This is a genomic window from Citrobacter sp. A316, assembly GCF_002042945.1.
GTDB classification, from domain to species: Bacteria; Pseudomonadota; Gammaproteobacteria; order Enterobacterales; family Enterobacteriaceae; genus Citrobacter; species Citrobacter portucalensis.
The window spans coordinates 128,575-148,842 of sequence record NZ_MVFZ01000010.1; the positions used below are offsets into that span (position 1 = coordinate 128,575).

General features: G+C 50.3%; 23 protein-coding genes. 12 read left to right on the forward strand and 11 right to left on the reverse strand.

Going from position 1 to position 20,268, the window contains the following annotated elements:
- Positions 1–33 precede the first annotated feature (33 nt).
- Positions 34–519 carry an ATP-independent periplasmic protein-refolding chaperone Spy gene (gene spy / locus BZK41_RS14050; RefSeq protein WP_079938537.1) on the forward strand — a complete coding sequence of 162 codons (486 nt, stop codon included), beginning with the start codon at positions 34–36 and terminating at the stop codon, positions 517–519.
- A gap of 25 nt (positions 520–544) precedes the next feature.
- Here spy and BZK41_RS27695 read toward each other — a convergent pair whose 3' ends face one another.
- The gene (locus BZK41_RS27695; protein WP_275052641.1) at positions 545–673 is read right to left on the reverse strand and encodes a hypothetical protein; all 129 of its coding nucleotides are present in this window, start codon (positions 671–673) and stop codon (positions 545–547) included.
- A 199-nt stretch (positions 674–872) separates the two neighbouring features.
- Here BZK41_RS27695 and ves point away from each other — a divergent pair, with 199 nt between their 5' ends.
- Positions 873–1,448, forward strand: a complete 576-nt coding sequence (gene ves / locus BZK41_RS14055; RefSeq protein ID WP_079938538.1) for an environmental stress-induced protein Ves — start codon at positions 873–875, stop codon at positions 1,446–1,448.
- Here ves and cho read toward each other — a convergent pair.
- Together cho and nadE are read right to left on the reverse strand one after the other, a co-directional pair.
- Entirely contained in the window at positions 1,408–2,295 is an 888-nt protein-coding gene (gene cho, locus BZK41_RS14060; protein WP_079938539.1) for an excinuclease Cho, read from the reverse strand. The two genes, ves and cho, sit on opposite strands and share 41 nt — an antisense overlap.
- A 131-nt stretch (positions 2,296–2,426) precedes the next feature.
- On the reverse strand, positions 2,427–3,257 hold the full coding sequence (nadE, locus tag BZK41_RS14065; protein WP_032936096.1) for an ammonia-dependent NAD(+) synthetase: 831 nt from the start codon (positions 3,255–3,257) through the stop codon (positions 2,427–2,429).
- Between the two features lie 211 nt (positions 3,258–3,468).
- Here nadE and osmE point away from each other — a divergent pair, with 211 nt between their 5' ends.
- The 7 genes from osmE to chbG all read left to right on the forward strand — a co-directional run bounded on the left by osmE (position 3,469) and on the right by chbG (position 9,380).
- Entirely contained in the window at positions 3,469–3,810 is a 342-nt protein-coding gene (gene osmE / locus BZK41_RS14070) for an osmotically-inducible lipoprotein OsmE (protein ID WP_003030621.1), read from the forward strand.
- Between the two features lie 298 nt (positions 3,811–4,108).
- Positions 4,109–4,429, forward strand: a complete 321-nt coding sequence (gene chbB / locus BZK41_RS14080) for a PTS N,N'-diacetylchitobiose transporter subunit IIB (protein WP_003840900.1) — start codon at positions 4,109–4,111, stop codon at positions 4,427–4,429.
- 86 nt (positions 4,430–4,515) lie between these two features.
- Positions 4,516–5,874, forward strand: a complete 1,359-nt coding sequence (gene chbC / locus BZK41_RS14085; protein ID WP_003030619.1) for a PTS N,N'-diacetylchitobiose transporter subunit IIC — start codon at positions 4,516–4,518, stop codon at positions 5,872–5,874.
- 54 nt (positions 5,875–5,928) lie between these two features.
- Positions 5,929–6,276: a PTS N,N'-diacetylchitobiose transporter subunit IIA gene (gene chbA / locus BZK41_RS14090; RefSeq protein WP_048214339.1), complete on the forward strand. Its 348-nt coding sequence runs from the start codon at positions 5,929–5,931 to the stop codon at positions 6,274–6,276.
- A 10-nt stretch (positions 6,277–6,286) separates the two neighbouring features.
- Complete coding sequence (gene chbR / locus BZK41_RS14095) at positions 6,287–7,129, forward strand: transcriptional regulator ChbR (protein WP_085951046.1); 843 nt, start codon at positions 6,287–6,289, stop codon at positions 7,127–7,129.
- Between the two features lie 124 nt (positions 7,130–7,253).
- Positions 7,254–8,609: a 6-phospho-beta-glucosidase gene (locus BZK41_RS14100; RefSeq protein WP_079938540.1), complete on the forward strand. Its 1,356-nt coding sequence runs from the start codon at positions 7,254–7,256 to the stop codon at positions 8,607–8,609.
- 12 nt (positions 8,610–8,621) lie between these two features.
- Positions 8,622–9,380, forward strand: a complete 759-nt coding sequence (chbG, locus tag BZK41_RS14105) for a chitin disaccharide deacetylase (protein WP_079938541.1) — start codon at positions 8,622–8,624, stop codon at positions 9,378–9,380.
- Positions 9,381–9,416: 36 nt separating this feature from the next.
- On the opposite strand, the gene katE is transcribed toward chbG, so the two are convergent.
- Entirely contained in the window at positions 9,417–11,675 is a 2,259-nt protein-coding gene (gene katE, locus BZK41_RS14110) for a catalase HPII (RefSeq protein ID WP_079938542.1), read from the reverse strand.
- Positions 11,676–11,867: 192 nt separating this feature from the next.
- Here katE and cedA point away from each other — a divergent pair, with 192 nt between their 5' ends.
- On the forward strand, positions 11,868–12,131 hold the full coding sequence (gene cedA, locus BZK41_RS14115) for a cell division activator CedA (protein ID WP_072025560.1): 264 nt from the start codon (positions 11,868–11,870) through the stop codon (positions 12,129–12,131).
- Between the two features lie 61 nt (positions 12,132–12,192).
- On the opposite strand, the gene tcyP is transcribed toward cedA, so the two are convergent.
- From tcyP to hxpB, 4 genes are all read right to left on the reverse strand, one after another.
- Positions 12,193–13,584 carry a cystine/sulfocysteine:cation symporter gene (tcyP, locus tag BZK41_RS14120; protein WP_079938544.1) on the reverse strand — a complete coding sequence of 464 codons (1,392 nt, stop codon included), beginning with the start codon at positions 13,582–13,584 and terminating at the stop codon, positions 12,193–12,195.
- A gap of 135 nt (positions 13,585–13,719) precedes the next feature.
- Positions 13,720–14,319: a metal-dependent hydrolase gene (locus BZK41_RS14125; protein WP_008784570.1), complete on the reverse strand. Its 600-nt coding sequence runs from the start codon at positions 14,317–14,319 to the stop codon at positions 13,720–13,722.
- Between the two features lie 83 nt (positions 14,320–14,402).
- Complete coding sequence (kduD, locus tag BZK41_RS14130) at positions 14,403–15,164, reverse strand: 2-dehydro-3-deoxy-D-gluconate 5-dehydrogenase KduD (RefSeq protein ID WP_079938545.1); 762 nt, start codon at positions 15,162–15,164, stop codon at positions 14,403–14,405.
- 146 nt (positions 15,165–15,310) lie between these two features.
- On the reverse strand, positions 15,311–15,979 hold the full coding sequence (gene hxpB / locus BZK41_RS14135) for a hexitol phosphatase HxpB (protein ID WP_079938546.1): 669 nt from the start codon (positions 15,977–15,979) through the stop codon (positions 15,311–15,313).
- 167 nt (positions 15,980–16,146) lie between these two features.
- Here hxpB and BZK41_RS14140 point away from each other — a divergent pair, with 167 nt between their 5' ends.
- Positions 16,147–16,683 (forward strand): YniB family protein, encoded by a 537-nt coding sequence (locus tag BZK41_RS14140; RefSeq protein WP_008784573.1) that lies wholly within the window; start codon positions 16,147–16,149, stop codon positions 16,681–16,683.
- A 64-nt stretch (positions 16,684–16,747) separates the two neighbouring features.
- On the opposite strand, the gene BZK41_RS14145 is transcribed toward BZK41_RS14140, so the two are convergent.
- Both BZK41_RS14145 and pfkB read right to left on the reverse strand, forming a co-directional pair.
- Complete coding sequence (locus BZK41_RS14145; protein ID WP_003030598.1) at positions 16,748–17,608, reverse strand: fructosamine kinase family protein; 861 nt, start codon at positions 17,606–17,608, stop codon at positions 16,748–16,750.
- Positions 17,609–17,876: 268 nt separating this feature from the next.
- Positions 17,877–18,806, reverse strand: coding sequence for a 6-phosphofructokinase II (gene pfkB, locus BZK41_RS14150; RefSeq protein ID WP_079938547.1), 930 nt, complete (start codon positions 18,804–18,806; stop codon positions 17,877–17,879).
- A gap of 287 nt (positions 18,807–19,093) precedes the next feature.
- Between pfkB and BZK41_RS14155 the strand changes: the two genes are divergently transcribed.
- Positions 19,094–19,852, forward strand: coding sequence for a YdiY family protein (locus BZK41_RS14155; RefSeq protein ID WP_079938548.1), 759 nt, complete (start codon positions 19,094–19,096; stop codon positions 19,850–19,852).
- A 163-nt stretch (positions 19,853–20,015) separates the two neighbouring features.
- On the opposite strand, the gene yniD is transcribed toward BZK41_RS14155, so the two are convergent.
- Complete coding sequence (gene yniD / locus BZK41_RS26960; RefSeq protein WP_003030590.1) at positions 20,016–20,123, reverse strand: small membrane protein YniD; 108 nt, start codon at positions 20,121–20,123, stop codon at positions 20,016–20,018.
- Positions 20,124–20,268 lie beyond the last annotated feature (145 nt).

The window sequence follows — 20,268 nt, forward strand, 5'->3', positions numbered from 1 at the left end:
GTCGTAAAATAACTGAAAGAAAGGATAGAAATTATGCGTAAACTGACTGCTCTGTTTGTTGCCTCTACTCTGGCGCTGGGTGCTGCGAATCTGGCTCATGCTGCTGACACTACAACATCTGCACCAGCGGATGCTAAACCGATGATGCATCACAACGGCAAGTTCGCCCCGCATCACGACATGATGTTCAAAGACCTGAACCTGACCGACGCGCAGAAACAGCAGATTCGAGAAATCATGAAAGGCCAGCGCGATCAGATGAAACGTCCGCCGCTGGAAGAACGCCGCGCAATGCACGACATCATCGCCAGCGATAGCTTCGATAAAGCGAAAGCCGAAGCACAGATTGCGAAGATGGAAGAACAGCGCAAAGCCAACATGCTGGCGCATATGGAAACCCAGAACAAGATTTACAACATTCTGACCCCGGAACAGAAAAAGCAGTTTAATGCCAATTTTGAGAAGCGTCTGACAGAACGTGCAGCGCAGAAAGGTAAAATACCGCAAGCTGCCGAGTAATCGATCAGCGTTTACACTAAATCATTCATGCTGTGTCGCACTGATAGCCGCGCAGCGTGAAACCAAACTCAAGACCGCCGCTCTTGTCCACAACACGTTTAACGATGTGGGCAGGATCGGCGGTTTTTTCTTTCCTGCCTATTGCACCGGACACACGACACGCTATTCTCCTGAAGCCCGCGAAAATTCTACCTGGATCAGCGCGTTATTCTTTTTTGCAAAATGCCGGGTTCATCGCTAAGGCAAATCAACTCTGCTGCCGATAACAATAATCTGCAGGGTGAACATAACAATGATGATTTATGGCTGTCTGTTTACGGTAGGCTGCCGTGCTGCGCCTTTCTGGAGGGATGATGGAATACTTTGATATCCGCAAAATGCCGGTCAATCTCTGGCGAAATGGTGCGGGAGAAACGCGAGAGATTTGCTGTTTTCCGCCAGCAACACGAGATTTTCACTGGCGTGCGAGTATCGCCTCCATTGCAGCAAACGGTGAGTTTTCTCTTTTTCCCGGCGTAGAACGCGTGATTACTCTGCTGGAAGGTGGAGAAGTGACCCTGGAAGAAACGAACATCTTTACGCATACCCTGAAACAGCATCAGCCTTTTACCTTTGCCGGTGACAAGGTGGTAAAAGCAAAGCTGACGGAAGGGCAGATGTCGATGGATTTTAATATCATGACCCGACGAGATGTTTGCCAGGCGAAAGTCAGAGTTGCCGACCGCACGTTTACGACCTTTGGTTCACGCGGCGGCGTGGTGTTTGTTATCAGTGGTGCATGGCAACTGGGCGATAAACTACTGACAGCCGACCAGGGGGCAAGCTGGCATGATGGTAAACACACATTACGACTGCTGGAGCGCGAGGGGAAGCTGCTGTTCAGCGAGATTAACTGGATGCCGGGGCATTCTCCGGGCGCAGTTCAATAATGTCATATTGACCAGACAGAACAGGCCGGCAGAGGATTTTGTAGCCGTCATGGTCAAAGCCGGCCGGCATACGCGCCAGGGTAGCCGCGTCATCCAGCGTTGAAACGGCTCCCAGCCACAGCCAGTTGTTGATGATATGGTACTGTGTCATTTCAGCGCCGGTTTCCTGCAGCGCAATGGCATTGCTCCATGGCCAGCAAATTACTCTCACTCTTTCCAGCGCCTCTAAAAGACGTAAATGATGCGCTTCATGACTCTCTTTCCCGCAGCACGCTCCGGCGCAGCGTTTAAGCGCGGAGCGAAAACAGGCGCGCCCGCGACTCAGAGGTTCCAGGCCCAACAGGCCGTAGCACAGCTGTTGTTCATCCGCGAGGCTTTGCAACGCTTGTAGCGCTGCGCGACGATTGGCAAACAGGCCAAACAGATTGGGGGCATGGGAGAAATCAATATCTCGTGCGTAGACAACCTGAACAGTTCGGTCGGTAAGCTGCAAGGCGCAAAGCTGACGATTGCGCCGCAGTCGTTTATTAAACAACGGCTGCTGTTCTTTGATCAACCGCGCTTCCAGCAGCAGGGCACCAATTTCTCCCGCGGTACAAATCCAGCTAATGCGTTTGGCCTGACGCAGCATTGTCGCTTCGTTTGCGGTACGCAGGTGTGCCATCACGCGGCTGCGAATATTGACGCTTTTACCAATATAGAGCGGCATAGTGTCGCTTTCACTGTGAAACAGATAGACGCCTGGCGCGGCGGGAAGCGCACTCAAAAATGGACGCAGGTGCTCAGGATATTCATAGATTGCCGCTGCCTCAAATGTCAGGCGTGGGGCTGATTGACGCCGTACCACTTCTCACTCCAGATGCTGGTTATTCATCCAGTGTAGCAGTTTGAAACCGATTAAAAAAGCGGCATCAGACCAGGAGGAGGGGCCGGACAGCGGTGATCCCAGTGCTATCCGGCAATATGTGACTAAAAGAATTACGCTTTTTTCCAGAAGTCATCAAACACCGTAATCGGTGTGCGACGTTTGTGCTCGGTCTTCAGATACCAGCCTTCAATTTTTTTCGCGACGTCGGCAGCCAGCGTTTTTCCTTCCAGGTAATCGTCGATGTTGTCATAGGTGACGCCTAATGCGGCTTCATCCGGCAGAGAAGGGCGATCGTCTTCGAGGTCGGCGGTTGGCGCTTTCTTATATAAATGCTCCGGGCAACCCAGAGCGGCAAGCAACTGCTTACCCTGACGCTTGTTCAGACGGAAAATAGGGTTAATGTCAGTACCGCCATCGCCGTATTTGGTGAAAAATCCGGTGATGGCTTCTGCTGCATGATCGGTACCCACGACAACACCGCTGGTCATTCCGGCGATACTGTACTGGGCCTTCATGCGTTCACGGGCTTTTTCATTGCCACGGACAAAATCGCTCAGTTCAATTCCCGCTTCACGCAGGGCCTGTTCACTGGCCAGTACCGCACCCTTAATATTGACGGTGAGTACGCGGTCCGGTTGGATAAAGGCGATGGCATCCTGACAGTCCTGTTCATCAGCCTGAACGCCATACGGCAGACGTACGGCAATAAACTGTAGCGCGTCATTCCCCGTTTCTTCGCGAAGCTCGGAAATAGCCATTTGGCAGAGTTTTCCCGCGAGCGTTGAGTCCTGTCCGCCGCTAATCCCTAATACCAGTGATTTCAGAAAGGGGTAAGTCTGTAGATAAGATTTAAGGAAATCCACGCTGCGGCGAATTTCTTCTTCTGCATTGATGTGCGGTTTTGCGCCAAGCGCCTGAATTATCTCTTGCTGCAGAGTCATTTAAACCCCTCCTGAAAATAAAAATGATCAAAAAAATGATGTGTTAAAGCTAACGCGTTGAGGCCCAAACGACAAGGGATGCAGGCCTTGTATAGCATCATTTTGTTTTAATAGAATTTTCCGAAACGACCTAAGTATCATCTGATTGCTTGAAAAATATGTTGTTGTGCTCCAGGCTTATATAACACGCTGAAATACAAGAGGACGGAATATGAACAAGAACCTAACAGGAATTCTAAGCGCAGCGGCTGTTTTGACTATGCTGGCAGGGTGTACGGCCTACGATCGTACCAAAGATCAATTTGTTCAGCCAGTGGTGAAAGATGTGAAGAAAGGGATGAGCCGGGCGCAGGTGGCGCAGATTGCCGGTAAACCTTCTTCTGAAGTCAGCATGATTCATGCGCGAGGGACATGCCAGACCTACATCCTCGGTCAACGAGATGGTAAAGCTGAAACCTATTTTGTTGCTTTAGACGACACCGGACATGTGATTAACTCCGGTTACCAGACCTGCGCAGAGTACGACACCGACCCGCAGGCGGCGAAGAAGTAACAACTGCTTATTGCCTGAGCATTCAGAAGAACCGGCCATCGTGCCGGTTTTTTTGTGCCGAACGATCTTATTTATTGCCGCGAATTATTTGCCCAAAATGTGAGGGGTGTCATAACGACAGGTCAAGGAGAGACAATTTAGTTGGTCAAGGAAATACCATCCACTGGTGCAATCCCGTATACTCATTTCAGCCACCTAAAAAAGTAATTTAGCTGACGCAAGTTACCCAGAGTATGGATGCAGGTTATGGCTTGCGGAGTGTCTGGTTGACAGATAATCGCATATGAGGATCGTTTTAATGGAAAAGAAACACATTTATCTGTTTTGTTCTGCGGGCATGTCGACTTCATTGTTGGTTTCGAAGATGCGTGCTCAGGCCGAAAAATACGAAGTGCCGGTTATTATTGAAGCGTTTCCTGAAACGCTGGCCGGAGAAAAAGGTCCAACGGCCGATGTCGTGTTATTAGGTCCACAAATTGCTTATATGTTGCCCGAAATTCAGCGTTTGTTACCCAACAAGCCTGTGGAAGTGATTGACTCGCTGCTGTATGGCAAAGTCGATGGTTTAGGCGTGCTTAAGGCTGCTGTTGCAGCAATTAAAAAAGCCGCAGCAAATTAATTATTTTATTTTAATTTTCCCGTCAAAGAGTTATTTCATTAACATTCACCGCAATTTTTAATTGCGGTATTTAAGGGTATTTTTCTATGAGTAACGCTATTGCTTCACTTGAAAAGGTACTCCTTCCTTTTGCTGTAAAAATTGGAAAGCAGCCACACGTTAATGCAATCAAAAACGGTTTTATTCGTTTAATGCCGTTAACCCTCGCAGGGGCCATGTTTGTATTAATCAATAACGTTTTCCTGAGCTTTGGGGAGGGGTCGTTTTTTTATTCAATGGGCATTCGACTTGATGCTTCAACTATTGAAACGCTTAATAGTTTGAAAGGCATTGGTGGAAACGTCTATAACGGCACGCTGGGTATCATGTCCTTGATGGCACCGTTCTTCATCGGCATGGCGCTGGCAGAAGAACGTAAAGTCGACTCACTGGCTGCCGGGCTGTTATCTGTCGCCGCGTTTATGACCGTAACGCCTTATAGCGTGGGTGAAGCCTATGCCGTTGGCGCGAACTGGCTCGGCGGTGCCAATATTATTTCCGGTATCATTATCGGCCTCGCGGTCGCGGAAATGTTCACCTTTGTGGTTCGTCGCAATTGGGTCATTAAATTACCTGATAGCGTACCGACATCCGTATCGCGCTCTTTCTCTGCGCTGATTCCTGGCTTCCTTATCCTCTCTATTATGGGGATCATCGCCTGGGCATTGAACACCTGGGGTACGAACTTCCACCAGATCATTATGGATTCCATTTCAACTCCGCTGGCGTCGTTGGGCAGCGTGGTGGGCTGGGCCTACGTGATTTTTGTTCCGCTGCTGTGGTTCTTCGGTATTCACGGTTCACTGGCGCTGACTGCGCTGGACAGCGGTATCATGACGCCATGGGCGCTGGAAAACATCTCTATCTACCAACAGTTTGGTTCTGTAGATGCCGCGCTTGAAGCCGGTAAGACGTTCCACGTCTGGGCGAAACCGATGCTCGACTCCTATATTTTCCTTGGGGGTAGCGGGGCAACGCTGGGTCTGATTATCGCTATCTTCCTGGCATCGCGCCGTCCTGACTATCGTCAGGTTGCTAAACTGGCACTGCCGTCAGGTCTGTTCCAGATTAACGAACCTATCCTGTTCGGTCTGCCGATCATCATGAACCCGGTGATGTTTATCCCGTTCATTCTGGTGCAACCGATTCTGGCGGCGATTACGCTGGCAGCTTACTACTCAGGCATTATTCCACCGATTACCAACATTGCACCGTGGACCATGCCAACCGGTTTGGGCGCGTTCTTTAACACCAACGGTAGCGTCGCTGCTCTGCTGGTCGCGCTGTTCAACCTCGGTATCGCAACGCTGGTTTACCTGCCGTTCGTGGTGGTAGCCAACAAAGCGCAGAACGTTATTGACCAAGAAGAAAGCGAAGAAGATATCGCTAACGCGTTGAAATTCTAAATTTAATCCGGCATGGCTTCACGGTCATGCCGGACTGAACCAGAGGAAAAAAGTATGTTGGATATCGAGAACATCGTCGACACGCAGTCTGAAGCAGAAGAACTTGAAGAAGTGGTGATGGGCCTCATCATCAACTCCGGTCAGGCGCGTAGCCTGGCGTACGGCGCGCTCAAAATGGCCAAGCAAGGCGATTTTGAGTCGGCCAGGGCCATGATGGACCAGTCTCGTCTGGCGCTGAACGAAGCGCACCTCGTACAAACGAAACTGATTGAAGGCGATCAGGGCGAAGGTAAAATGAAAGTTAGCCTGGTGCTGGTCCACGCCCAGGACCACCTGATGACATCAATGCTGGCGCGTGAGCTGGTGACTGAACTGATTGAGCTTCACGAAAAGCTGAAATAGCGAGGAGTGCATAATGCAGCTACAGATTAACGCACCGGAAATCAAAACCGTTTATGAACAGCAGCTGTTTAATGGCAAAAATTTCCATGTGTTCATCTATAACAAAACTGAGAGTATCAGCGGGCTGCATCAGCATGACTACTATGAATTTACCCTGGTTTTAACCGGACGCTATTATCAGGAAATCAACGGTAAACGCGTACTGCTCGAACGTGGAGACTTTGTCTTTATCCCGTTGGGATCGCACCACCAGAGTTTCTATGATTTTGGTGCGACAAGGATCCTTAACGTCGGCATCAGTAAACGATTTTTTGAACAGCATTATCACCCGCTGCTACCATTTTGTTTCGTTGCATCGCAGGTCTATCGGGCGAATAACTCGTTTCTTACCTATATTGAAACGGTTATTGCATCACTGAACTTTCGCGAGAGCGGACTGGATGAATTTGTAGAAGTGGTCACCTTCTATATTATTAATCGGTTACGCCATCATCGCGAAGAGCAGGTGTTGGATGATATTCCGCAGTGGCTTAAAACCACCGTCGAGACCATGCACGACAAACGGCAGTTTAGCGAGAATGCGCTGGAAAATATGGTACACCTGTCCGCGAAATCCCAGGAGTATCTGACCCGCGCTACCCAGCGTTATTACAGCAAAACGCCGATGCAGATTATTAATGAAATCCGCATTAACTTTGCTAAAAAACAGCTGGAAATGACGAACTATTCTGTAACGGATATTGCTTACGAGTCTGGCTACAGTAGTCCAAGCCTGTTTATTAAAACGTTTAAAAAGCTGACGTCGTTTACACCGAATAGCTACCGTAAGAAATTAACTGAATTTAATCAGTAGATATTATTTGCCAATAACCCATTTTTTATAGCTTGCCCAAAATAGCGTCGGGACAGCCACGCTATACCTGACATACGGGTTGAGCATAATACACGTCAGTGTTTTGACACTGAAGGGAGAAAGTATGAGCCAGAAATTAAAAGTCGTCACTATTGGTGGCGGGAGCAGCTACACCCCTGAATTACTTGAAGGCTTTATTAAGCGCTATCATGAATTACCGGTTTCTGAGTTGTGGCTGGTTGATGTCGACGGTGGAAAAGAGAAGCTGGACATTATTTTTGACCTATGCCAGCGCATGATCGATAAAGCCGGCGTGCCGATGAAGTTGTTTAAAACGCTGGATCGCCGTGAAGCACTGAAAGATGCTGATTTCGTTACCACCCAGCTGCGCGTAGGGCAACTGAAAGCCCGTGAAAAGGATGAACGCATTCCGCTGAGCCATGGTTATCTGGGACAGGAAACCAACGGTGCGGGTGGGCTGTTTAAAGGTCTGCGTACCATTCCGGTTATCTTTGACATTATTAAAGATGTGGAAGAACTGTGCCCGAATGCGTGGGTGATTAACTTCACTAACCCGGCAGGGATGGTGACTGAAGCGGTCTATCGCCACACGAATTTCAAGAAATTTATCGGTGTGTGTAATATTCCTGTCGGCATGAAAATGTTCATTAGCGATGTGTTGGCGCTGAAAGAGAGCGATGACTTATCCATCGATCTGTTCGGTCTGAACCACATGGTCTTTATTAAAGATGTGCTGGTGAACGGCAAATCACGGTTTGATGAACTGCTGGACGGTGTAGCTTCTGGTCAACTGAAAGCTTCCACCGTGAAGAACATTTTCGACCTGCCGTTCAGCGAAGGGTTGATTCGTTCGCTGAAGCTGCTGCCGTGCTCGTATTTGCTGTACTACTTCAAGCCAAAAGAGATGCTGGCGATCGAAATGGGCGAGTACTATAAGGGCGGCGCACGTGCTCAGGTAGTACAAAAAGTAGAAAAACAACTGTTTGACCTCTACAAAAATCCTGAGCTAAACGTTAAGCCGAAAGAGCTGGAGCAGCGCGGTGGTGCGTACTACTCCGATGCGGCCTGTGAAGTGATCAACGCCATCTACAACGACAAACAGACCGAGCACTATGTCAACATTCCACATCATGGGCATGTTGATAACATTCCTGCAGACTGGGCGGTTGAGATGACCTGTACGCTGGGACGTAACGGTGCTACGCCGCATCCACGGATTACCCATTTTGATGAGAAAGTGCTCGGCCTTATCTATACCATTAAAGGTTTCGAGGTCGCGGCGAGCAATGCGGCATTGAGCGGTGAGCTGAATGATGTGCTGTTGGCGTTGAACCTGAGTCCGCTGGTGCATTCTGACAGTGATGCCGAAATTCTGGCGCGTGAGCTGATTCTGGCACATGAAAAATGGCTGCCAAACTTCGCCGGATGTATTGAGAAACTCAAAAGCGAACAACACTAACTGAGGTCGGTTATGGAACGCGTACTGATTGTAAATGCGGATGATTTTGGCCTGAGTAAAGGACAAAACTACGGCATTGTTGAAGCCTGTCGCAATGGCGTTGTCACCTCGACAACGGCACTGGTTAACGGTGCGGCGATTGACCATGCGGTACAGCTGAGTCGCGACATACCGGAACTTGCCGTCGGAATGCATTTTGTTCTGACGCTGGGCAGGCCGTTGACGGCAATGCCGGGTCTTACTCGTGACGGATTACTGGGGAAATGGATCTGGCAGATGGCAGAGGAAGACAACTTGCCGCTGGATGAAATTTCTCAGGAACTGGCCGCGCAGTATCAGCGTTTTATTGACCTGTTCGGGCGGGAGCCGACGCATCTGGATAGCCATCACCATGTGCATATGTTCCCGCAAATTTTCCCTATCGTGGCCGGGTTTGCTGCCCAGAAGGGGATTGCATTGCGTATCGATCGTCAGACCGTGTTCCAGGCGTCTGATTTACCGGAAACGTTACGTACCTCCCAGGGGTTTAGCAGCGAATTTTACGGTGAGGCGATTTCTGAAGCTCTGTTTTTGCAGACGCTGGATGCGTCAGCCGATCGGGGTGAATCCTCGCTGGAAGTGATGTGTCATCCGGCCTTTATCGATGACATTATTCGTCAAAGTGCCTACTGTTACCCCCGCTTAACTGAGCTTGACGTGCTGACGTCTTCGTCACTGAAATATGCAATTGCGGAGCGCGGTTATCGTCTTGGCAGTTTTCTGAACGTGTAATTCCTGAGTTTGCGGCGCTTAATGCGCCGCATTTTTTTAGGCGGGAATCGTTTCTATTTTTCCGGCGCGTGACCAGACGCGGTGCGCGGTCATCAGCGTCAGCAGGGTATCCATAAACTGTGCGCCTGCACTGTCCGCTTCCACTACGCCTTCTTCTCCTTCATTTTTGATATTCAACGTTGCTTTAAACTGACGAGCATCGCCGGCCAGGGCGATAGGTTTTAAGTGCTTATACGCTTCGAGTAAATAATATCGGGCATCACCATTCGTAACGATATCCGCGAGATTGCCGCACGGAACGATAACCGCATCGACCGTCAGGGATGGCGAACCCGCAAAAGTACCGGCGATCGTCAGGGCAGAACCATCATCGGCAACTACCTTACCCATTCGGGAATAGAGCAATTTGGCATGAACGCCTTTGGCCTGTAGGGCTTGCATGATGGCGAGCAGGTCGGTCGATTTAACCTGGTCATTAAGTAGGATGGCGACCACGCGGCCCTTAATCTCACCTTGCGCACCTGCATATAAGCTGAGTGACGGTGCATTTTTCAAACCGTTGACGTTGGGCGGCGGCACAATTTCAGCCTGTTCCTTGGTTAGCTCAAAACCGAGATTATCGGCAACCGCCTCGGCGAGGGCAGTATCAATATGGGCCAGCTGTTCGACCACTCTTTCGCGAATATAGGGGCGCGTAACCTTACTGAGTTCGAAACTGAATCCGCCGATAATATGCTGCTGTTCAATTGGTGTCTGACTTAGCCAGAACAGGCGAGGGTGCGCATAGTATTCGCCAAAAGAGGGGCTACGTTCGCGAATTTTGTTTCCTTCAATTCGCTCCTGATATGACTCAAATCCACCGCGTTTTGGCCCCGGTGGCGTTTCGCGCGGCCAGTTATCATTGATGGAATTCGGTTCATAGTTGGCAGGATTGGTATCGATGTCTAAACGATGCATGCCGTCACGCTGGAAATTATGGTACGGACAGGTCGGGCGATTAATCGGGATTTCATGGAAGTTGGGCCCGCCCAGGCGACTGATTTGAGTATCGGTATAGGAGAACAAGCGGCCCTGCAGCAGGGGATCGTTAGTAAAATCGATGCCAGGGACGATATGTCCGGGATGAAATGCGACTTGTTCATTTTCAGCGAAGAAATTATCTGGATTGCGGTTCAGCACCATTTTACCGACGCGCTGCACCGGAACCAGCTCTTCCGGGATCAGTTTGGTCGGGTCGAGCAGGTCAAAATCGAACTTGAATTCGTCTTCTTCGGGAATCAGCTGTAGCCCCAGTTCATATTCAGGATAATCGCCCGCTTCGATAGCTTCCCACAGATCGCGACGATGAAAGTCGGGATCCCGACCGGTAAGTTTTTGCGCTTCATCCCATACCAGCGAGGCTTTACCTGCCAGCGGTTTCCAGTGGAAACGGACAAAGGTGGCTTTCCCTTGCGCATTAATCAACCGAAATGTGTGAATGCCGAAGCCTTCCATCGTGCGATAGCTGCGCGGAATACCTCGATCGGACATTGCCCATATGACGTTGTGCAACGTTTCAGGCTGTAATGAGACATAATCCCAGAAGGTGTCATGGGCGCTTTGGCCCTGCGGGATAGCCCAATGCGGCTCCGGTTTAACTGCATGGACGAAATCCGGGAATTTATGGGCATCCTGAATAAAGAAGATGGGAGTATTGTTTCCCACCAGGTCGAAAATGCCCTCTTCAGTGTAAAACTTGGTCGCAAATCCCCGTATATCTCTGACCGTGTCCGCAGAGCCTGCGCCGCCCTGAACCGTAGAGAATCGGACAAAAACTGGGGTGATTTTATTTTCATCACTCAGAAAGTCCGCTTTCGTCGTCGCACTCAAGTTGGTATAGGGCTGAAAGTAACCATGAGCGGCAGAACCTCGGGCATGTACGATCCTCTCCGGGATGCGTTCATGATCAAAATGGGTAATCTTTTCCCGCAGGATAAAGTCTTCCAGCAGGGTTGGCCCACGATTACCTGCACGCAGAGAGTTTTGGTCGTCTGCGATTCGCACTCCCTGATTAGTTGTCAGAGCAAAATCTTCGCTTCCTTTACGAAAACTATCCAGCGCGTTGAGTTTATCACTTTTGATATCCGGCGCTTTTAAGCTGCCGGACGTAGTGGGCTGCATACCTGGCGGCGTGGGTTCAGGTGTTGGCCGATGTGAACCGTCTGTAGGCGCCAGTGAGTCAAGTCCTGGCTGGGATTCGCTGGCATCATGAACCGGCGCTGAGTGATGGAGTGGATGCTTATCATTCTGTGACATTAAACTCGTCTCCTGGTTTCATTGCTGAAAGGGTCGTTGTTGCTGTCAAAAGCTTTAACTATAGACCACTCACTCAACGGCGCAGGTACAGGCCGATGACGTAAAGCGCGATGAACCAGGCAAACAGCGCACGCAAGGCAGGACGCAAGGCGGCAAAATCGGCTAAGATAGCGGTTTTCTGATTTTTAGAATTTGTCTTTAGTGAAGCAACTGATTATGAAACCTCTTCGCCAACAAAATCGTCCGGTTATCAGCTATGTTCCTCGCGTGGAGCCCGCTCCACCAGAGCATGCGGTTAAAATGGATGCGTTTCGTGACGTATGGATACTGCGCGGAAAATATGTCGCATTTGTCTTAATGGGGGAGGCGTTTCAACGTTCGCCTGCATTTACGGTCCCGGAATCAGCACAGCGCTGGGCTAATCAGGTTCGCCAGGAAAATGAACTAAGCGATTAATGAATATAAAAAACCGCCGGAGCATGACGCTTCGGCGGTTTTGTTTTTTTAGCTGACAGACTTAGCGATGCGCCAGTTCGGCGTTATCGTCGCTGTCCATAATCGTTTTATCAGTCTGCTTGAGCCATTGGCTGGTCAGCGTACCGGCAGTCATAGAACCGCTTACGTTCAGTGCAGTACGACCCATATCGATCAGCGGTTCAACGGAGATCAACAGCGCAACCAGCGTGACCGGCAGACCCATAGCAGGCAGGACGATCAGCGCGGCAAACGTTGCACCGCCACCGACACCCGCAACCCCTGCGGAACTCACGGTCACGATACCAACCAGCGTGGCAATCCACATTGGGTCCAGTGGGTTGATACCGACGGTCGGTGCAACCATTACTGCCAGCATTGCCGGGTACAGGCCCGCACAACCGTTCTGACCAATCGTGGCACCAAAAGAGGCGGCAAATGAGGCGATGGATTCAGGCACGCCCAGACGACGGGTCTGAGCTTCAACGTTCAGCGGAATTGAGGCTGCGCTGGAACGGCTGGTGAAGGCGAAAGTCAGCACCGGCCACACTTTGCGGAAGTATTTCAGCGGGCTAACGCCGTTAATACCCAGCAGGATCCCGTGAACCACGAACATAATGCCCAGACCGAGATAAGAGGCCACGACGAAGCTACCCAGCTTGATGATGTCCTGCAGGTTGGAACCTGCAACCACTTTGGTCATCAGCGCCAGAACACCGTACGGCGTCAACTGCATCACCAGACGAACCAGTTTCATCACCCAGCTTTGCAGGGTATCGATAGCGACCAGAACACGCTCGCCTTTTGGTGCATCATCTTTCAGCAGTTTCAGCGCGGCTACACCCAGGAATGCTGCGAAGATAACGACGCTGATAATCGACGTCGGGTTGGCGCCAGTCAGATCGGCAAACGGGTTTTTCGGAATAAACGACAGCACCAGTTGCGGAACGCTGAGGTCAGCTACTTTGCCAACATAGTTGGTTTCAATCGCGTTCAGACGTGCGGTTTCGGCACCACCTTGCACCAGACCTTCGGCGGTCAGGCCGAACAGGTTGGTCACCAGAACCCCTACCAGCGCGGCAATCAGCGTGGTAAACAGCAGCGTTCCGATGGTCAGGAAGCTGATTTTACCTAACTGAGAGGCATTATGCAGACGTGCAACGGCGCTGAGAATAGACGCAAATACCAGCGGCATAACAATCATCTGCAGCAGTTGGACATAACCGTTGCCGACAATGTTGAACCACTGTACTGAATCTTTAAGAACCTGGCTGTCAGAGCCATAAATGGTGTGCAGGGCAAGGCCGAACACAACACCCATGACCAGACCGACCAGTACTTTTTTGGCCAAACTCCACTGTTTGTGACGGGCTTGCGCCAGCACGAACAGCAGCACTACGAACACGATAATGTTCGCGATTAATGGAAAGTTCATCCCCGTTCTCCTGATCTTATTATGCGTATCACCGTTTAAAGGTGATTCTGTTGGCGCAAGATTAGCAGAACTGTGACTTGCCTCTTATATTCAAATGGAATTGTTTATACCGAAAATGACTTTTTGGCTGATTTATTAGTCAATCTGATGCGTTATGAAACGATTGAACTGCATTTGTAGCGTATTAATCATCTGCGAAGACCAGCGTACCGCGCTGTTCTCTTGTACGGTCTGCGGCATCCAGATTGCCCACGCGAACAGTGCCATGCACAGAAATCGCTCCAGTTGATTGCCTTTTTGCGGCACGAGGATGGGCAGACGAAAACGCCAGCGGCAGGGCCAAAGCAGGGGAACGCCTGCTGGGGTCAGCATGTCGGCCAGAATGTGGCTGAGATAGCCGAGTACCATACCTTGTAAGGCATCAGCCGGTATTATCCAGGTATCCGGGACTTTCAGGTAGAACGTGGCCAGCAGGGCAAAAACCGCCAGCAGGCTATGTGTAAACCCGCGATGACCAAATGCCCGGGCAATGGGTTTTGATATCCACTTCAGACGCTGCCCCAGCAGAGATTTGGGATGATCGATATCTGGCAGCAGGCACGTTAAAATGGCTGAAGGGACAATATGCCACCAGTCACCCTGCGCAAGAACGGGCGTTAGCTCGGCATTCTTGGCAAATACCGCACAGGCAATAGAAAAAAGAAGGTGGCCTTCCGCCGTCATGATAAAACCCAATAAACTGTCGATTCATACAGTATAGGGGTTTTATACAGTAGGCGGAAGAGGTGACGTTGTAACCCTTTGTCACAAGTGCGCCTTTACCGCGCCAGCCAACCGCCATCCACGGCCAGCGTATAGCCATGAATATAGTCAGAGGCGGGACTTGCGAGGAACACGACCGGGCCTTTCAGGTCATTTGGCGTGCCCCAGCGCCCTGCGGGAATACGATCGATAATCTCCTGATTGCGCTCGCTGTCTGCGCGCAGTTGCTGGGTGTTATTGGTCGCCATATAGCCGGGCGCGATAGCATTGACATTAATTCCCTTGGCCGCCCATTCATTGGCGAGCAGGCGAGTGATACCCAGCACGCCACTTTTTGATGCGGTATAGGAAGGAACGCGGATACCGCCCTGAAAAGAGAGCATTGAGGCAATATTAATAATTTTTCCGCCATTTCCCTGAGCCAGAAACTGGCGCGCCACGGCCTGCGACAGAAAGAAAACAGATTTGAGATTTAGATTCATCACGTCATCCCAATCTTTTTCACTGAAGTCCAGCGCATCCTGACGGCGTATAGTTCCTGCATTGTTGACCAGAATATCGACCTGGCCAAACGCCGACACCGTTTGTGTCACGATGCTGGTGAGAGCATCTTGTTGGCTGAGGTCGGCCTGAATGGCCATAAAGCGTCGACCGAGGGCGTTAATTTTCTCTGCGGTTTCATGCGGTATTTTACGATTCACGCCGACTATATCGCAGCCCGCTTCAGCCAGCGCCACTGCCATACCCTGCCCAAGGCCGGTGTCACATCCAGTGACGATGGCTACTTTACCTTCGAGACGAAAAGCTTCCTGAATCATGTTTACCTCAACTATTTATGTCATTAACGCTTGCTCTATAGGGCAAGGATAGGAGAGGTTAAACAGAAATACAATTAAAAATGAAACGGTGTTTTAAAAACAAAAGGCAGAGAAGGCGGGCAATACAATCATTGCCCGTTACAGGATTAGCCGCACAGATGAGCGGCAGTGAGTTCGGTGAGTGAGGTTAATTTGACGTTGGCAAGAACGAAGCGAGGATCGTCCTGATTCTCATGCGCTGGTACGACGATGGAACGCATGCGGGCAGCTTTCGAGGCAATCATGCCGTTCACTGAGTCTTCCAGTGCTACGCAGTTTAACGGGTCAATGCCCAGTTTTGCCGCGCAATCGAGGTAAACCTGCGGGTGCGGTTTGCTGTAAGGCAGTTTTTCTGCAGAAGCCAGCGCGTCGAAGTCATCGCGCAGATCAAACATGGTCAGCACTTTTTCCAGCATATGAAGCGGCGAGGCGGATGCCAGTCCTACTTTGATTCCCTGAGATTTGCACAACGTCACAGCTTCACGAACGCCTGGCAGCAGCGGTTTTGTTTCTTCAACCAACGCAATGGCCCGGGTAATGATGCGATCGGTGACTTCCTGACGTGAGGGGCCGTTCCAGGGTTGCTGCGCAAACCACAAATCAACCACCATGTCAATGCGTAAGCCAAGGGTATCGGGAAGTTCATGGCGGCGGGAGATATCAACGCCTAAACTTGCTATCACATCCAGTTCAGCCTGATCCCAAAGCGGTTCAGAATCGACCAGTAACCCATCCATATCGAAAATTGCAGCAAGAATTTGACGCGGGGTTGACATTACAACCTCTCCTTTACGGTGATAACAGGGATGTAGAGCCAGCCTGGACGGACTCTGAGCGTTTATTATGGCTAGTTCAGCAGTATACCGCCTTTAAAGATCAGGCGAAAACGGTAATCAACGGGTAAACTTAGGCCAAAATGACACGTCTTAATCAAGGGGAACTCATGACGTATCAACAAGCTGGACGCATTGCCATCTTGAAAAGGCTGGTGGGATGGGTGGTTTTCATTCCCGCGCTGATTTCAACGCTGGTTTCAGTACTGAAGTTTATGTATGCGCACAGCGAAAAGCAGGAAGGGATTAACGCGGTTATGCTCGATTTTGCCCATGTGATGATCGACATGATGCGGGTGAACACACCTTTTCTTAACGTGTTTTGGTATAACTCGCCGACGCCCGATTTTCAAAGTGGACTGAATCTCGTTTTTTGGCTGATATTCATCCTGATTTTTATCGGTCTGGCGTTGCAGGATTCAGGCGCCAGAATGAGCCGCCAGGCGCGTTTCTTACGCGAAGGCGTTGAGGATCAGCTGATTCTGGAACAGGCAAAAGGCAGTGAAGGATTATCCCGTGAGCAACTTGAGTCGCGAATTGTGGTACCGCACCATACGATCTTCTTACAAATTTTCCCGCTTTATATTCTGCCGGTGATCGTTATCGTGATCGGCTACTTCTTCTTCTCATTGCTGGGCTTTTTGTAAGTGCCGCTCTATCGGGCCTGCCACGTTGCGAAACGGCAGGCCTGATAAGCAACGCGGTACGTAGTTAAGCCGCCAGTAATCTATCCAGCGCTTTCTGCGCCACAACCAGATGCTGTCCTCCGAACAGAATTGCTCGATTCAGCAGCGTATAGAGCTGGTAGATTGGCTGCCTGTCAAGAAAGTCCAACGGTAGTGGTGAGACAGACTGGTAACCGTCATAAATTTGCGGCGGCTGATCGGTATGTAACGGCAGCATTGCCAGGTCACACTCTCTGTCCCCCCAGTAGCAGGCGGGGTCAAAGATGTACGGACCGTTAGGACCGAGAGCGCAGTTCCCGGACCACAAATCACCGTGCAGGAGAGACGGCTGTGGTTGATGGGAAGAAAGACGCTGCTGAACATGCTCGACAATGGCGTCGATGTTGCCAAACGCTATGCCTTTTTCAGCGGCGAGTTCCAACTGCCAGCCTATACGTTGCTCGGCGAAAAAGGTTGACCAGCGACGTTGCCAGGTATTGGGCTGCGGCGTGGTAGAGAGCGCGTTATCGAAGTCGAGACCAAACTGAGGCTGGTCGCTCCATTCATGCAAATGCGCAAGCTGCTGGCCGAGGATAAACGCGTTATGCGCATCAAGCGGACGGGGAGGGAGGAAATCCATCACCAGAAAGCTGTAATCTCTGTCTGCGCCTACTGCCCAGACTTTCGGTACAGATACAGTTTGACTGCGGGAAAGTAGCTCCAGCTGATCGGCTTCTGCCGTAAAGCCGGTTAACAGCTCTCTTTCATCGCATTTGACGAAAAAATCTCGCCCCGCATAGCGTAAATGCCATGCGGCGTGGATCTCTCCGCCGGGCAGTTCATTACGCAGTTCGATTTCGCCTTCACCTAATTGCTCGCTTAAAAGACGACTGATAGCCTGCCACATGATGTCTCTCCCCATGTTGTCTGCCAGATCATAAGGTTAGCGCAAGAATGCGGTTAAAAAACACGAACTGACGCACACCACGGACGCGTCATCGCTGGAAAGGCACTTAATGTTTGTCGTTCTTCCTCACCCCGTACCGTTGTGGAGACGTCTGACTGCACATGATTCACTTCTTTGTAATCACGTGACTTTTTATCATAGTCGCATAACACCCATGCTGACAGTTTTCGCGAGAATCCCCCTTTCTCTTCAAAAGGGGGTTGTGTCATCACTGAGTGAGATACGAATAAATTTTTTGCGTGTCGTCCAAAGAGCACAGGCGCGTACCCTGATTTAGCGTTGCTGCGCTACCTGCGGCCACACCGTAACGGACAATATCCTCAAAAGGCACGTTCTCAGCCAGTTTAAGCGTCATGGCCCCGACCATACTGTCGCCCGCACCTACAGTACTTTGACTTTTCACCGGTGGTGGAACCACCTGAACGCAGGTATCTCGATCTACGCCCAGCGCCCCTTGCGGCCCAAGCGAGACCACAACGCGGTGCGCTTTCCCACTATGTACGATTTCCTGTGCGGCCTTGCGCACATCATCGGGCTGTGTCAGTTCGCGATTTACCAGAGCACTCAGTTCTTTGAGGTTGGGTTTGACTAGTTCGATATTGCCGATGGCTAACGCCGCCGTCAGTGCTTCGCCTGAGCTGTCGACAATACAGCGGATCCCCTGTTTTTGTGCGGTGGTAATGAGTCGGGTCAACTTCTCAAGCTGTACGCCGGGCGGCAAACTACCGCTGATGACCAGCAGCGCACCAGATTCGATTTCCAGCACCTGATCCTGAAGATGGTAGAACTCGTCATCGGTTAGCGCAGCGCCAGGCATGACAAAACGATACTGTTCACCGCTGGACTCAACGTGGACATGAAGATTTTGTCGGGTCCAGTCTTTGGCTTCGACGGTTGATACGGGAACATTTTCGTCGGCGAGCAATGCAACAAGATGCTCTCCGGTTGCTCCCCCTGCGGGGAAAATCGCCGTTGCGGTTCCGCCAAGATGGGCAATTGCGCGAGCGACGTTGATACCGCCGCCGCCGGGTTCAAAAACCGGCGAGGTGCAACGAAGCTTACCTTCCGGGTAAATTTGCGGGGTGATTGTTGCGCTATCGAGAGAGGGCGCAAGTGTTAACGTATAGATACGTACCATCTTTACCTCCTGTTAGGCTGAACTTAGTCTGGCACTTAACCTCCCGAAAGTGAAGTAATTAACAACATGATTTTCCATATCTTTATTTAAAATTATCGTCATAAAGATATATAAATAAAATAGAGGTTTAGGAACGCTCTTATTCAAAAAATGAAATAAGAATTTATTGCTATGTTATTCGAGTCTTTTTATAATTTGTTACCTTTCAAGGGTCTTTTGTCATTGATCCATATGAAAGTTTCCGAGACCGTAATGGTCTCTTTTTTTGTTGTACGGACTCTTAATAAATGAAGCTTTTGAAGACAGTGCCCGCAGCATTACTGCTGACGGGAGGCCTGCTTGCGTCAATGCATGCTGCCGCCGATGATTCCGTTTTTACTGTCATAGATGACCCTTCCAGCGCGAAAAAACCCTTTGAAGGTAACCTGAACGCGGGATATCTCGCCCAGTCAGGCAACACAAAAAGTTCTTCTTTAACCGCGGATACCACCATGACCTGGTACGGCCAAACGACCGCATGGTCTCTGTGGGGAAATGCCAGCAATACCTCCTCTAATGATGAGCGTTCATCGGAGAAATATGCCGTAGGTGGCCGTAGTCGTTACAACATGACCGACTATGACTATCTCTTTGGACAGGCAAGCTGGCTGACCGACCGCTACAACGGCTACCGCGAGCGTGACGTGCTGACCGCGGGTTATGGTCGTCAGTTCCTCAACGGACCTGTGCACAGCTTCCGTTTCGAATTCGGTCCTGGCGTGCGCTATGACGAGCACACGGATGGCACCACCGAAACGCAGCCGTTGGGCTATGCGTCTGGGGCTTATGCATGGCAGATGACGGACAACACCAAATTTACTCAGGGTGTGTCGGTATTCGGCGCTGACGATACCACGCTCAACTCTGAAACTGCCCTGAACGTTGCCATCAACGAACACTTTGGGTTAAAGGTGGCTTACAACGTGACCTGGAACTCTGAACCGCCGGCAACAGCGCCGGAGCATACCGATCGCCGCACGACAGTTTCCCTCGGCTATCGGATGTAGTGACAAGCCGGGTCAAATAAATGACCTGGCTTTCCTAAATTAAAGTTAAGTTTATTTAATATTTAATTTGCGTTTTATTTTTTACCTGGCCATAACGCGTTATTTTCAGACGAATTCGATTAATCGATAAATAAACGAAAGCGGAACAGCGGGTGAGCGTCATTTAGCCCCAGATCATTGCAGCCCAGCGCAGCATCAACATTGCCGCACAAATAACGAGCAGAATCACAACCATCTTCCAGTGTTTCTTCGCAAAGCGATTTGTGGGCATTGTTTTTTTCCTGCTCAGGTTAGATGACTTTGTGCAAGTGTAACAAAGACGGTTGGGTGTCAGTGAATTGATTTACATCATAGAGCGCACGTCGATTGTTGCTTTGATCGACCCGTAATGCCGTGTACACTGTCAAACGGTGTTA

Bases quoted from the DNA above. Each gene is read 5' to 3' on its own strand.
- BZK41_RS14140 (WP_008784573.1), top strand. From the start codon at position 16,147: ATGACGTATCAACAAGCTGGACGCATTGCCATCTTGAAAAGGCTGGTG.
- osmE (WP_003030621.1), top strand. From the start codon at position 3,469: ATGAACAAGAACCTAACAGGAATTCTAAGCGCAGCGGCTGTTTTGACT.
- hxpB (WP_079938546.1), bottom strand. From the start codon at position 15,979: ATGTCAACCCCGCGTCAAATTCTTGCTGCAATTTTCGATATGGATGGG.
- kduD (WP_079938545.1), bottom strand. From the start codon at position 15,164: ATGATTCAGGAAGCTTTTCGTCTCGAAGGTAAAGTAGCCATCGTCACT.
- BZK41_RS14155 (WP_079938548.1), top strand. From the start codon at position 19,094: ATGAAGCTTTTGAAGACAGTGCCCGCAGCATTACTGCTGACGGGAGGC.
- tcyP (WP_079938544.1), bottom strand. From the start codon at position 13,584: ATGAACTTTCCATTAATCGCGAACATTATCGTGTTCGTAGTGCTGCTG.
- ves (WP_079938538.1), top strand. From the start codon at position 873: ATGGAATACTTTGATATCCGCAAAATGCCGGTCAATCTCTGGCGAAAT.
- chbG (WP_079938541.1), top strand. From the start codon at position 8,622: ATGGAACGCGTACTGATTGTAAATGCGGATGATTTTGGCCTGAGTAAA.
- BZK41_RS14100 (WP_079938540.1), top strand. From the start codon at position 7,254: ATGAGCCAGAAATTAAAAGTCGTCACTATTGGTGGCGGGAGCAGCTAC.
- BZK41_RS14145 (WP_003030598.1), bottom strand. From the start codon at position 17,608: ATGTGGCAGGCTATCAGTCGTCTTTTAAGCGAGCAATTAGGTGAAGGC.
- chbA (WP_048214339.1), top strand. From the start codon at position 5,929: ATGTTGGATATCGAGAACATCGTCGACACGCAGTCTGAAGCAGAAGAA.
- spy (WP_079938537.1), top strand. From the start codon at position 34: ATGCGTAAACTGACTGCTCTGTTTGTTGCCTCTACTCTGGCGCTGGGT.
- pfkB (WP_079938547.1), bottom strand. From the start codon at position 18,806: ATGGTACGTATCTATACGTTAACACTTGCGCCCTCTCTCGATAGCGCA.
- katE (WP_079938542.1), bottom strand. From the start codon at position 11,675: ATGTCACAGAATGATAAGCATCCACTCCATCACTCAGCGCCGGTTCAT.
- yniD (WP_003030590.1), bottom strand. From the start codon at position 20,123: ATGCCCACAAATCGCTTTGCGAAGAAACACTGGAAGATGGTTGTGATT.
- chbB (WP_003840900.1), top strand. From the start codon at position 4,109: ATGGAAAAGAAACACATTTATCTGTTTTGTTCTGCGGGCATGTCGACT.
- nadE (WP_032936096.1), bottom strand. From the start codon at position 3,257: ATGACTCTGCAGCAAGAGATAATTCAGGCGCTTGGCGCAAAACCGCAC.
- chbC (WP_003030619.1), top strand. From the start codon at position 4,516: ATGAGTAACGCTATTGCTTCACTTGAAAAGGTACTCCTTCCTTTTGCT.